Source organism: Pseudomonas coronafaciens pv. oryzae str. 1_6, assembly GCF_000156995.2.
Lineage (GTDB): Bacteria > Pseudomonadota > Gammaproteobacteria > Pseudomonadales > Pseudomonadaceae > Aquipseudomonas > Aquipseudomonas tremae.
In genome coordinates this window covers 2,100,638-2,113,306 of the sequence record NZ_CP046035.1, presented here as the reverse complement: position 1 = coordinate 2,113,306, position 12,669 = coordinate 2,100,638, and the positions used below count along the sequence as shown (strand labels likewise).

The following is a 12,669-nucleotide window of genomic DNA, read 5'->3' as shown; positions in this document are numbered from 1 at the left end:
TTCCCCTTCGACAAAACCATTCATGAATGCCTGTCCGTGACGGCTGACAACCGCCAGGGCAGACGACGGCGCAACGTCCTCAACGCTTGTTTCAAACGACTCGCAGAGGCAAGTTGCCCAGCGTAACGTTGCGCCTGAAACTCCAGAACGAAGCCTTCGATGGCTTCGGCATGCTGCGGAAAGAACAGCGCCGCACGACTACCGAAGGCCGCTGCGCCCTCGCCTGGCATACGACGCAGACCGTGGCGAGCCAGCAAGCGTTCAAATGTGTTGAACAGACGAAGCTGCGCATCGCTCTCGCGCAGCCACGGCTTGAACAGCCACAAGGCGATCAAGCCCAGCGAAAGCAAGGTTCCCAGCACAAAAACCGGCGCCTGAAAGCCCGAAAACCAGCGCCCGAGAATGTGTAACTGTTGTTGTCCCTGATAGCCAAGCACCCAACGCTGCCACCCGTAATTGAGGCTGTCCCAACTCAGACGCACAGCATTGACCCAAGGCACATTGCGATAACGCAACGCTGAAAGCGGCGAGTCCTGGAGGAACGCCTCGTCAGCCGCCAATGCCTGCTCCAGCCCTTGCTCAATGCGCTGTGGCGCAACCGCAGCGGTAGGGTCGACAGTGCGCCAGCCAACACCTGGCTGCCAATACTCGACCCAGGCGTGCGCGTCGAACTGGCGCACAGTCAGATACTGCCCGTCGGGGTTAAGCTCGCCGCCTTGATAGCCGGCCACCACCCGCGCCGGAATGCCTGCCGCACGCAGCACAAACGTCATGGCCCCGGCATAGTGGGCGCAGAAGCCTTGGCGGCTGACAAACAGGAACTCATCGATACTGTCACTGCCCAGCGGGGCCGGCTTGAGGGTGTAATGGAACGGTTGATCGCTGAAGTACCCGAGCATTGCCTCGACCAGCGCATCAGGCTTGGCGTAACGGCGGCGCAGATCATCGGCCCATTGGCGGGCGCGATCGTTGCCTTTGGCAGGCAATTGCAGGTTCTGGCGCTGAACCTGCTCGTTTGGCTGCGGGTCGCGAATGCTCTGCGGCCACGAGCTGACTGCGTATAACAGCGACTGCTCTACGGGACGTCTGCGTTGCAGGCGGAAATCGCTCATCTGCCTTACGTCGGGCAAGGCGGTTTCGGCCACATCAAGGCCCAATAGCCAAGGTCGGCCGCTGGCTTCCATGACGATGCTGTAGGCCAGCGGATCGCCGCGTTTCTCCCACTGCGGGATCTGCACGGTCTGGGCACGTGCTGACTGTGACCAGCGGCGTCCGTCAAACTGCTCAAGGGTCAGGCCACGCCAGTACAACTGATTACGCGCCGGTATCGGCCCGTCAAAACTGGCGCGAAACACCAGCGCAGGTGACTTGCTCAACTCGGCCATATCGCCGGGCGCCATGTTGTCGGACAGGCCGGTAACGCCCTTATTGCTCGGCTGCGGCAATGACCATAGCGGATCCAGCCTGGGGAAGAACAGGAACAACAAGAGCATCAGCGGCACTGCCTGGGCCATCAGTCTGAAAGCCAGCTTCAACGTGTCGGATGATCTGCCCGCGAGATTGGACTGCTGCAGACCGATCAGCGCCGCCAGCAGCGCACCGACAGGCAGTACACTGAAGAGCGCCCACAACAGATTGTCTTCAAACAGATAACCAACTGCCACGCAAAAAAAACCGAGAAAAATCAACACCCGTGCGTCGCGACGATTGTTCATTTCGAGCATTTTCAGGACGAACGCTGCGACCAGCAGCGCAGCGCCCGCGTCCAGCCCGACCAGGCTGCCGCGCGCCAGGTACACGCCACCCGCAGTGCCCACCAGCAACCCCGACTTGACCCAAGTGCCAGGCAACCGCACGCGCATCCGCATGGCCTGGATTCGCCATAACGTGCAGCCCAGCCACAGGATGATGATGGAAACGGGCACATGCAGCGCGAACGGCAACACCACCAGTGCCTGCGCCAGCAACAGCCAGACAAGACTGGCCCGGGGGATCGGCGCAATCGGCGGCGCAGCGCCTGCCTTGCCGCTCATGATCGGTAGCCGTACAGCGCCAGTGCGCGCAGGCAGGCTTCGCGGTGTGCGTCACCGCTGCCCATCGTCGAGAGGAAGCCCGGCAGTCGCAAGGCGAACGGCTGACAGCGCCGAGACAGCTCAAGTACCCAGTAACACAGCCGCGACAGCCGGTCTTCGATATTGCCGCCAAGCGCCATGAAATCCAGGCAAACGTCATGGCCGCTCAGATCGGCGAAATCCTTGACCAGCAGGCCCTGGCCTCGCGAGTACGCTTTCCAGTGCAGACGATTGAGGTTATCGCCCGGCTGGTAGACGCGAAGGCCCTGGTAATCGTCTACACCCGCGCCTTGAGTCGCATGCCCCTCATCCTCGCTCTGAGGCCGACCGCCCTTGAGCAGCGGCATGGCGCCAGCCAACGGCCGGGGATATATCAACGCACTCTGCTGCAGATCCAGCCAACTCCAGGCACGGAAGATGCCCAGTGGGAACACGCTTTCGACCCGCAACCTGGGCGCATGTAGCCAGCCACGTTTTTCGGCAGGCAGCGTCAGTTCCAGAGCAGTCAAGCCGCGCGGGAGTACGTCGCCCGGCTGCAGCGCAGTGGCGGTCCAGCCCAGACCAACTGCGTGATGAGCCTGGCCGGCGCTTTCCAGCCGCAAATGCAGCTGCACCGACTCGCCAACGAACACCGGGCGTGCGACACCTGCACTGAGAATCAAACCGCTGATGTTGCGGTAGGTATGCAAGATGGCCAGCACACCCACTGACAGCAGCAAGAACGTCAGACCGTAGGCCAGACTGTTCTGATAATTGATCGCCACCAGCAGCATCAGTATCAACACCAGCGCAAAGGTCATGCCGGTCCGCGTCGGCATGATGAAGATGCGCCGGTGATCAAGTGTAATTCGCGACGCCGCAGGGATGCGTTTCACCAGCCAGCGTTGCCAGAGCGGTTTGAACGGCTGGATCAAAGCGCAGGCACCTCGCGCAGCAGCCACTGCACCAGCGAACCACCGCCATGCCCGGTCGGGTCACTGCGCTCGCGCAACCGGTGTCCGACCACCGAGGGCAACACCGCCTGCACGTCCTCGGGAATCACGTAATCACGTCCCGACAACATGGCCCAGGCACGCGCCGCTGCCAGAATCGCCAGGCTCGCCCTGGGTGACAGGCCGTAGGCAAACTGCGGCTGGCTGCGTGTTGCATCAACCAGACGCAGCACGTAATCGACCAGCGCATCACTGGCCCGCACCTGGCGTGACTGCGCCTGAAGCTCGCCCAGCAAGGCATGATTCAGAATCGGCTGCAGACGCGGCAACAGCTCGCGGCGCGACTCGCCGAGCAGCAAGGCTTTTTCGGCGGCTCTTGCGGGGTAGCCCATGGAAATGCGCATCAGGAACCTGTCCAGCTGCGACTCGGGCAAGGCAAAGGTGCCCCCGGAGCTGAAGGGGTTCTGGGTGGCGATCACAAAGAATGGATCAGGCAACAGACGGGTTGCGCCTTCGATGGACACCTGCCCCTCCTCCATGGCTTCCAGCAGGGCGCTCTGACTTTTGGGTGTGGCGCGATTGATTTCATCGGCCAGCACAAGCTCGGCGAAGATCGGCCCTGGGTGGAAGGTAAACTGCCCACTGTCCCGGTCAAACACCGAAGTGCCGAGGATGTCGCCCGGCAATAGGTCAGAGGTGAACTGAATTCGCTGATAGCTCAGGCCGAGAATTTTCGCCAGCGCATGGCTGAGGGTCGTCTTGCCCATACCCGGCAAGTCCTCGATCAGTAAATGCCCGCCGCCGATCAGGCACGTCATCGCCAGTCTTACCTGCGCTTCCTTGCCCAGCACCACCTCGTTGATGGCACTGAGGCACGCATCGAGTTTTCTACCCATCGAAAAGCCCCTTCCGGCAACTGCTTCATGACTATGGGACTGCAAGCGATGCCAAACGTCCGAACACTCTACGTTGAGAGTAGGCCGTTTCGCTAAAGTTGGAAGAGATTTGATGTGATGCTAGATGCTCTGCGTCTGCGTCAGCTTTTGATTCTGGCCGAAGGCCGTGGGAGCGGGCTTGTCCGCGATCTGCCGGGAACTGGCAGTAGAATCAGCGGATACGGTAAATCAAGTGCAACCGGGATGGCAGATTTCAGGCCCGCTTCGCCCTCATCGCGGAAAAGTTCGCTCCCACAAAAGTCAAAAGCGCTTTGCGTCCGCGATGAAAAGTACAGCGCGGACGCAGAATCATCCATTAACGGCCAGCGCGGGATTCGCGGATGTAGAAGCGGGCTTTCTCGGCTTTCTGAGTGCAGCCTTCGAAAGCTTCGAACTGTTGCTGGGTCTTGGCGCCGGTCAGCAGCGACAGGGCTTTGGAGTAGCTGACGGTGCCGGCGAAGCCTTCGGCCTTGGCCAGATCAAGTTCGTGCCAGGCAGCGTCTATTTCAGTCGCGCAGCTGTCGCGATACCCGGTCTTGCCGGCACAACCTGCAAGAACCAAAACGAGCAATGGCAGACAGATCAGGGCTTTCATGGGGTGTTACCTCAAGAGTAAATACGGAGTGTGCGCCTTTGACGGTCCGGCGTATCAAAAGTGCCGTGCCACAAGGGCCGTAATCGTTGTTTTCATCTTCCAGCCGCTAGCCATCGGCGAGCAGTCTATACCCGATGCCTGCCTCGGTGATGATGAACCTCGGCGCGGTCGGATCATCGCCCAGTTTCTGACGCAAATGCCCGACTACGATACGCAGATAATGGCTGTCTTCGGTGTGGGTCGGGCCCCAGATGTCCTTGAGCAACTGCTGCTGTGTAATGACTCGCCCAGGGTGCCGCGACAATTGCGCCAACACGGCGTATTCCTTGCGGGTGAGTGCTACTTCCTGCCCATCGAGCAATACGCGGCGGTAAGCCAGGTCGACAGTCAACGGGCCGAAGCGCAAGGCGGCGTCGGGCTTTTCACCGCCCGAAACCTGCCTGAGCAACGCCCGGACCCTGGCCAGAAACTCCTGAATGCCGAAAGGTTTGGTCACATAATCGTTGGCCCCGGCATCCAGCGCCTGAACCTTCTGAGCCTCGCTGGCGCGCACCGAAAGTACCAAAACCGGCACAGCCGACCACTCTCGAAATTCGCTCAGCACTTGCTGGCCGTCCATGTCCGGCAGGCCGAGGTCGAGAACCAGCAAGTCCGGTTTGCCCAGTGCAGCCTGAGTCAAACCCTCCATACCGGTGGCTGCTTCGAGCACTTTGTAACCCTGGGACACGAGGCTGATCCGCAGAAACTTACGAATCTGCGGCTCGTCGTCGATGACCAGAATCGTCGCGACCTGACTCATGCCTGAAGCGCCGTTGCAGCGCTGCAAAGCCGCACTGACGTAACCGATGTTCTCAAACAGTTTCCTCCACTTCGCCGTCCGGCTGCGCCTGTAACGGCAGAAACAACGTGATACGTGTGCCCAGCCCGTCGATACCGTCCTCGACAGCCAGTCGCCCGCCATGCGCACCAATCATACCCTGACAGATCGCCAGCCCGAGCCCGGTGCCCTGCCCTCCGCGATCACCGCGCGCAGCGGTGTAAAACATGTCGAAAATCTTCGCCCGCTCATCCTCGGGAATGCCAGGCCCTTCATCACTGACCGAGAAAAACAGCTCGCTGTCGACGACGCCGGCCGCCACTTGCAAGCGCCCTTCGACAGGAGAAAAGCGTGCGGCATTCTCCAGAACGTTGACCAGTGCCTGCTCGATCAACGCTGCGTGGACGTACAACAACGGCAACTCGCCGGGCACCTGTGTGCTGACCTGCAACGGAGCCAATACCGCCCGCAGGCGATTGAGCGCGCTGCCTACGATATCGGCAGGCGACACCCAATCTCGAGCCAGCTTCAGCGCGCCGTGCCCAAGGCGTGTCATGTCCAGCAGGTTCTGAATGTAACGGTCCAGGCGCTCTGCCTCGTCGCGGGTGCCTTCCAGCAGCTCGCGACGATCTTCCATTGGGATGGCCTCGCCCAAAGCCAGCAGGCTGTCGATGCTGCCGCGCATTGAGGTCAGCGGGGTGCGCAGGTCGTGCGACACCGACGCCAGCAAGGCGCTGCGCAGTTGTTCGGTTTCGCCGTGCAGGCGCGCCGCCTCGAGCTCCTGCGCCAATTGCGCACGGGCCAAGGCCTGGGCGAGTGGCTGAGTCAGTGCGGCAAGCAGCCGCCTGTGCTGGTCAGTAAACGACTGCCCTTCCCGTGCACAAACACCCAGCAAGGCCAGCGGCCCTTCTTCTGCGGTAATCGGCCACCACCACCAGCGACCTGACGGCAAAGTGCCTGTACCGCTGCCTGCGGGCTGGTCGTGCTGCCACGCCCAGTCGGCAGCGGCGCGCTCGGCCTCGGAAAAGGTCAGCGGCCCTCCGGTTTCGATCACCCAGCCGCCCTGCCCGTCTCGCCCCACCAGACACAGGTGTAACTCTTTCCAGCCGGAAAAATGCTGCTCGGCGGCATTGAGTACTGCCTTGCGGTCAGTGGCGGCGGTCATTTTGCGCGACAGGTCGAGCAACTCGCTGGTCTGTTCCTGCGTATCACGCAAGGCTTGCAACTGCCGGCGCTGGCGTGCCGCCAGCTTGCCGGTCAGGGCTGACATAAGCAGGAAGAACAACAGCGTCAATACGTCCTCTTCGCGCTGGATGTTCAGCGAGAAGCTCGGCGGAATGAACAGAAAGTCATAGGCCAGAAACGACAGCCCGGCGCAGGCCAATGCCGGCCCCATGCTGCTGCGCACCGCCACCAGCAGCACTGCAGCCAGAAAGATCAGCGATATATTGGGCAGCGCCAGAACGCCTGCAACTCCCCAGGCCACCAGGCTGGCGATCAGCGTGGCAACGAAAGCCAAGCCGTAATCGAACCACACCACTTCGTGAGCCGGACGCGCGCGCGGCGGTTGATCAGGTAGCTCTTCGCTGTCATCGAGCACCGAGATTTCCAGCCCGTGCCCTTCGCGCAGCAAGCGTGCGGCGACACCGCCGCCAAATACCTTTCGCCGCCAATGCCGACGCGACTGGCCAACCAGTACCACGCTGGCGCGTCGCTCGATGGCGTGCTGCACCAGCGTCCTGGCGACCTCACCGGCACGTAACGATACCGCTTCGCCGCCCAGTCGCTCGGCCAGTTGCTGGGCACTTTGCAAGCGAGCACGGGATTGCTCGTCGAGAGTTTGCCCGTCATCCACGTGCACCGCGCTCCACGGCAGATGGCGACGCTGGGCCACTCGGCTGGCATGGCGCACCAGGCGCTCTGCATGGATATCGCCATCAATCCCCACCAGCATTCGCCCGCGCACGGCCGGCGCCGACTGGCCCAGTTGTCGGTAGCCTTGCGCCAGATCGTTATCGACCTGCGCGGCAGCCGTCTGCATGGCCATCTCGCGCAGTGCAGTGAGGTTGGTCTGGGTAAAAAAAGCGTCGATGGCCGCGCGTGCCTGCTCCGGCACGTAGACCTTGCCGTCGCGCAAGCGCTCCAGCAGCTCGCGCGGCGGCAAGTCGATCAGGACCAGGTCGAAGGCTTCCTGCAACACCCAGTCCGGCAGCGTTTCGCGCACCTGCACGCCAGTGATGCCGCGCACCTGATCATTCAGACTTTCCAGGTGCTGGACGTTGACCGTGGTGTAGACGTCGATGCCAGCAGCCAGCAGTTCCTGAATGTCCTGCCAGCGTTTGGTGTGCCGGCTGCCAGGCGCATTGGTGTGCGCCAGTTCGTCGACCAGCACCAGGCTCGGCGCGGCCTTGAGCAGAGCGTCCAGGTCCATTTCTTCGAGGGTCATGCCGCGATATTCAGTGCGCAGCAAGGGCTGCTGTGGCAGCCCGTTGAGCAATGCTTCCGTTTCCGCTCGGCCGTGAGTTTCCACCACGCCCGCCAGCACCCTAACGCCCTGACGCAATTGCGCATGGGCTGCCTGAAGCATGGCGTAGGTCTTGCCAACACCCGGCGCAGCACCGAGAAAAACCTTCAGCCGCCCACGGCCTTCGCGGGGTAATTGGGCCAACAATGCATCAGCTCGACCGGAATCACTCACGTGGCTACCACCCTCTCTAAGATCAGTTACAGCGTAGCGACGCTGCTGCAATCAATGCGCAATTTGTTACAACTGCGCGTTGCGCGGTGCAGACGGTAACTGATTCAGGCTCATATTCAAGGTCAATACGTTGACCACCGGCGGACCGATGAGCGGGCGCTGGGTATTGGCCTCGATCAGCGCCTGTATTTTATCCATCGGCATTTGCCGGGCCGCTGCCACGCGGCTGGCCTGCCAAGCAATGGCCTCGGGTGACAAATGAGGGTCAAGACCACTGCCTGACGTCGTCAGCAAGGCCATCGGCACAGGCCCGACAGCGGGGTTGGCCAGTTTGGCGGCGTCCTCCGTGACGCGTGTCGCCAGCGCCGGGTTGCTCGGTGCGAAGTTGCTGGCGCCGCTGGCCACGGTCGCAAAAGCGCCTGCCGAGGGACGCGACTGGAACCACTCATCGCCGGTAAACGCCTGGGCGATCAGTGAAGAACCGCGCACCTTGCCCGTTTCGTCATACATCAGACTGCCATTGGCCTGCGCCGGAAACGCTACTTGCGCCACTCCGGTGACCAGCAGCGGATAGGCAACACCGGTAATCAGGCTCATCAACACAATCAGGCTCAGGGCCGGACGCACTACACTGGACATCTGCATTTCCTCAATAAGGTGAGGCTGCACGCCACCCGGCGTGCAGCACAGGCTTCAAACCAGGCCGAGTCCGACCAGCAGCATGTCGATCAGCTTGATGCCGAGAAACGGCACAATGATCCCGCCCAGGCCGTAGATAAGCAGGTTGCGACGCAGCAAATGCGCCGCGCTGGCGGCCTGGACGCGCACACCGCGCAGGGCCAGGGGGATCAGCACCACAATGATCAGCGCGTTGAACACGATTGCCGAGAGAATCGCGCTCTGCGGGCTGGCCAGATGCATCACGTTGAGCACGCCCAACTGTGGGTAGATGGAGGCAAACAATGCAGGCAGAACGGCGAAGTATTTGGCCACGTCGTTAGCAATCGAAAACGTCGTCAGCGCACCGCGTGTAACCAGCAACTGCTTGCCGATCTGCACCACGTCCAGCAGCTTGGTGGGGTCACTGTCGAGGTCGACCATGTTGGCCGCTTCGCGCGCCGCCTGGGTACCGTCGTTCATGGCCATGCCGACATCCGCCTGGGCAAGTGCAGGTGCATCGTTGGCGCCGTCGCCGCACATCGCTACCAGACGCCCTTCGCCCTGCTCCTGGCGAATCCGTTCCAGCTTCTTCTCTGGCGTGGCTTCAGCCAGCACGTCATCAACACCTGCTTCGGCAGCAATCGCTGCGGCGGTCAACGGGTTGTCGCCAGTGACCATCACGGTGCGAATACCCAGCTTGCGCAATTCCTCGAAACGCTCGCGAATGCCCGGCTTGACCACGTCCTTGAGGTGAATCGCACCCAACAAACGACCATTGGCGCAGACCAGCAGCGGCGTGCCACCGGTCTTGGCGATCTTGTCGACTTCCCGTGCCAGTACCGGTGGCAGATCACTGCGCTGCAGGTTGACGAAAGCCAGCAACGAGTCCACCGCGCCCTTGCGGTAAACATGGCCTTGGTAGTCAACGCCGGACAGACGTGTATCCGCACTGAACGGCACAGCGGTGACCGAACCGAGGGTCGGCTCGTTCATCGGGTGTAGATTGCGCAAGAACTCGACGATGGATTTGCCTTCAGCCGTGTCGTCGGCAAGCGAGGCCAGCAAGGCGCCCTCGCCCAACTCCTTCGGGGTCACGCCAGGCGCTGCGTAGATGGCGGCACAACGGCGGTTGCCGAAGGTGATGGTGCCGGTCTTGTCCAGCAACAGCACATGCACATCGCCTGCGGCTTCCACAGCACGACCGGACTTGGCGATCACATTAAGGCGCACCAGGCGGTCCATACCGGCAATACCAATGGCCGATAACAAGCCGCCAATGGTCGTCGGGATGAGCGTCACCAGCAGCGCGACCAAAAACACCAACGGCAGGCTGCCGCCAGCAAAATGGGCGAACGGCTGCAAGGTGATGACCACCAGCAGGAAGATCAGCGTCAGGCCGATCAACAGAATGTCCAGCGCCACTTCATTTGGGGTTTTCTGGCGTTTGGCGCCTTCGACCAGCGCGATCATGCGGTCCAGCGTCGACTCACCGGGGTTGCTGCTGATGCGTATCAGCAGCCAGTCGGATACCAGTCGAGTGTTGCCGGTGACCGCCGAACGGTCACCACCAGACTCGCGAATGACCGGCGCGGATTCCCCGGTAATCGCCGCCTCGTTGACCGCCGCGATACCTTCGATGACTTCGCCGTCACCGGGGATCATTTCCCCGATTTCTACGCGCACCACATCACCCTTGCGCAGCTCACTGGCGTTGATCGTTCTGAAGCTGCCGTTCACGTCGCGGATACGTGCCTTGAGCCCTTCGCTGCCAGCCTTCAGGCTGTCGGCCCGCGCCTTGCCACGGCCTTCGGCCAGTGCTTCGGCGAAGTTGGCGAACAGCACGGTGAACCACAACCACAGGGCAATCTGTACGCAGACCGAGGTTGGCACCTGCGGGTTGGGGATGACGCACAGCACGGTGGTCAGAATGGCAGTCAGTTCCACCACCAGCATCACCGGCGAGCGTTTGAGCTGACGCGGGTCGAGCTTGACGAACGCCTGTACCAGCGCCGGGCGCCACAGAGCAGCGATGCCGGTTCTGGCGGACTCGCTGGCGACCTGCGGTTCAGCGGCTTTTGCAGCATCACTTCTTACAGTGTCAGTAGTGCTCATGATCGGTTCCTCAGAAACCCAGGCTCAGGTGTTCGGCAATCGGGCCCAGTGCCAGGGTCGGCAGGAAGGTCAAACCACCCACCAGCAAAATGGTGACGGTCAGCAGGGTGACAAACAGCAGGCCATGGGTAGGGAAGCTGTTCTGGCCCTGCGGTGCGGTTTTCTTCATGGCCAGGCTGCCGGCCAGTGCCAGCACCGGCACGATATAACCGAAGCGGCCAATGAATATCGCAAGGCTGAGCATCAGGTTGTGGAACACGGTGTTGGCACTGAAACCGCCGAACGCCGAGCCGTTGTTGGCCGTCGCCGAAGTGTAGGCGTACAGCAACTGACTGAAACCATGCGGGCCGGGGTTGCTGATCGCACCCGCCGGGCCCGGCAGGCTGGCGGCGATTGCGCCCAGCACCAGCACGCCCACCGGCATCACCAGCAGGGTCGCGACCAGCAGCCGGACTTCCTGCGCCTGGAGCTTCTTGCCAAGGTATTCCGGCGTGCGGCCAATCATCAGCCCGGCGAGGAACACGGCGATCAAGACGTTGAGCAACATGCCGTTGAGGCCGACACCGACGCCGCCGAAGATCACTTCGCCGACCATCATGTTGACCAGTGCGACCATGCCGGTCAGCGGGTTGAGGCTGTCGTGCATGCCGTTGACCGAGCCATTGGACGCCGCCGTGGTGGCAACCGACCACAACACAGTGCCGGTGGTGCCGAAGCGGGTTTCCTTACCTTCAAGCGGGGCGGTCTGTTCAACACCGGCTATGTTCAGCATCGGATTGGGCTGGTACTCGGCCCACAGAGACACCGCGCCGCCGATGAGCAGCAACGCCAGCATGCAGCCCAGAATCGCACGGCTCTGGCGCATGTCCTTGACGTAGTGGCCGAAGGTGAACACCAGCGCTGCGGGAATCAGCAGGATCGACACCAGTTCGAACAGGTTGCTCCAGGCAGTCGGGTTCTCAAAGGGGTGCGCCGAGTTGACGCCGAAGAATCCACCACCGTTGGTGCCCAGTTGTTTGATCGATATCTGGCTCGCCGCAGGCCCCATGGGAATGCTTTGATCGGTGCCTTGCAGGGTCAGCGCGTCGATGTAATGGGCAAAGTTCTGCGGCACGCCCTGCCAGACCAGAAACACCGCCAGCACGATACTGATCGGCAGCAGGCCATAGAGCGTGGCGCGGGTCATGTCGGCCCAGAAGTTACCCAGGCTTTGCGAGGAGCGACGACTGATACCTCGGCACAACGCGACCAGCACTGCCAGGCCCGTCGCAGCGCTGACAAAGTTCTGCACGGTCAGGCCGACCATCTGGCTCAGGTAGCTGAGCGACGCTTCGCCGCTGTAGGCTTGCCAGTTGGTATTGGTCACGAAGCTCATGGACGTGTTGAACGCCAGTGACCATTCCATGCCAGGCAGTTGCTGCGGGTTGAGGGGCAGCACGCCTTGCAGCATCAGCATTGCAAACAGCAGGACAAAGCCTGCCAGATTGAACGCCAGCAAGGCCCACATGTATTGCTTCCAGGATTGCTCGGTTTTCGGGTCGACGCCGGAGATCCGGTAGCAGGCCCGCTCGACCGGCCCCAGCACCGGGCTCAGCCAGGTGCGTTCGCCTTCCATGACCCGATAATAGAAACGCCCCAGCAACGGCGCAGGGGCCAGCAGCAGGACCAGGAAGGCCAGAATCAACAGATAATCGTAACTGTGCATGATCACTCCTGACTCTGGTCGGCGCGCAACAGCGCCACCAGCAGATAGATGAACAGCCCGACTCCCATTAGCAGAGAGATACTATCCATAACGCTCATTGAATTTTCCCCATCAGGCAACAACCGATTACGGCGCAGGCCGCG

10 protein-coding genes are annotated in these 12,669 nt (G+C 61.7%); all 10 read right to left on the bottom strand.

Going from position 1 to position 12,669, the window contains the following annotated elements; translation table 11 throughout:
• Window positions 1–20 precede the first annotated feature (20 nt).
• Window positions 21–2,033 carry a transglutaminase TgpA family protein gene (locus tag POR16_RS09395; protein ID WP_005886613.1) on the bottom strand — a complete coding sequence of 671 codons (2,013 nt, stop codon included), beginning with the start codon at window positions 2,031–2,033 and terminating at the stop codon, window positions 21–23.
• Window positions 2,030–3,013: a DUF58 domain-containing protein gene (locus POR16_RS09390; RefSeq protein WP_042931930.1), complete on the bottom strand. Its 984-nt coding sequence runs from the start codon at window positions 3,011–3,013 to the stop codon at window positions 2,030–2,032. The genes POR16_RS09395 and POR16_RS09390 overlap by 4 nt, the downstream gene beginning before the upstream one ends.
• Window positions 2,983–3,900: an AAA family ATPase gene (locus POR16_RS09385; RefSeq protein WP_005886617.1), complete on the bottom strand. Its 918-nt coding sequence runs from the start codon at window positions 3,898–3,900 to the stop codon at window positions 2,983–2,985. Before POR16_RS09385 ends, POR16_RS09390 begins: the two co-directional genes overlap by 31 nt.
• Window positions 3,901–4,255: 355 nt before the next feature.
• Complete coding sequence (locus POR16_RS09380; protein ID WP_024669754.1) at window positions 4,256–4,534, bottom strand: hypothetical protein; 279 nt, start codon at window positions 4,532–4,534, stop codon at window positions 4,256–4,258.
• A 106-nt stretch (window positions 4,535–4,640) separates the two neighbouring features.
• Window positions 4,641–5,333, bottom strand: coding sequence for a response regulator (locus POR16_RS09375; protein WP_005886621.1), 693 nt, complete (start codon window positions 5,331–5,333; stop codon window positions 4,641–4,643).
• A gap of 52 nt (window positions 5,334–5,385) precedes the next feature.
• Complete coding sequence (locus POR16_RS09370) at window positions 5,386–8,049, bottom strand: sensor histidine kinase (RefSeq protein WP_055002558.1); 2,664 nt, start codon at window positions 8,047–8,049, stop codon at window positions 5,386–5,388.
• A gap of 66 nt (window positions 8,050–8,115) precedes the next feature.
• Complete coding sequence (gene kdpC, locus POR16_RS09365) at window positions 8,116–8,688, bottom strand: potassium-transporting ATPase subunit KdpC (RefSeq protein WP_005886627.1); 573 nt, start codon at window positions 8,686–8,688, stop codon at window positions 8,116–8,118.
• 54 nt (window positions 8,689–8,742) lie between these two features.
• Window positions 8,743–10,821: a potassium-transporting ATPase subunit KdpB gene (gene kdpB / locus POR16_RS09360; protein ID WP_024669752.1), complete on the bottom strand. Its 2,079-nt coding sequence runs from the start codon at window positions 10,819–10,821 to the stop codon at window positions 8,743–8,745.
• Window positions 10,822–10,831: 10 nt separating this feature from the next.
• Entirely contained in the window at window positions 10,832–12,526 is a 1,695-nt protein-coding gene (gene kdpA / locus POR16_RS09355) for a potassium-transporting ATPase subunit KdpA (protein ID WP_024669751.1), read from the bottom strand.
• Window positions 12,527–12,528: 2 nt separating this feature from the next.
• The gene (kdpF, locus tag POR16_RS09350) at window positions 12,529–12,624 is read right to left on the bottom strand and encodes a K(+)-transporting ATPase subunit F (protein ID WP_020357697.1); all 96 of its coding nucleotides are present in this window, start codon (window positions 12,622–12,624) and stop codon (window positions 12,529–12,531) included.
• Between the last annotated feature and the right edge of the window lie 45 nt (window positions 12,625–12,669).

What these genes read in the sequence shown, in the direction of transcription:
- POR16_RS09395 (WP_005886613.1), bottom strand. Translation starts at nt 2,033, where the DNA reads ATGAGCGGCAAGGCAGGCGCTGCGCCGCCGATTGCGCCGATCCCCCGG.
- POR16_RS09385 (WP_005886617.1), bottom strand. Translation starts at nt 3,900, where the DNA reads ATGGGTAGAAAACTCGATGCGTGCCTCAGTGCCATCAACGAGGTGGTG.
- POR16_RS09380 (WP_024669754.1), bottom strand. Translation starts at nt 4,534, where the DNA reads ATGAAAGCCCTGATCTGTCTGCCATTGCTCGTTTTGGTTCTTGCAGGT.
- POR16_RS09375 (WP_005886621.1), bottom strand. Translation starts at nt 5,333, where the DNA reads ATGAGTCAGGTCGCGACGATTCTGGTCATCGACGACGAGCCGCAGATT.
- kdpC (WP_005886627.1), bottom strand. Translation starts at nt 8,688, where the DNA reads ATGTCCAGTGTAGTGCGTCCGGCCCTGAGCCTGATTGTGTTGATGAGC.
- kdpB (WP_024669752.1), bottom strand. Translation starts at nt 10,821, where the DNA reads ATGAGCACTACTGACACTGTAAGAAGTGATGCTGCAAAAGCCGCTGAA.
- kdpA (WP_024669751.1), bottom strand. Translation starts at nt 12,526, where the DNA reads ATGCACAGTTACGATTATCTGTTGATTCTGGCCTTCCTGGTCCTGCTG.
- kdpF (WP_020357697.1), bottom strand. Translation starts at nt 12,624, where the DNA reads ATGAGCGTTATGGATAGTATCTCTCTGCTAATGGGAGTCGGGCTGTTC.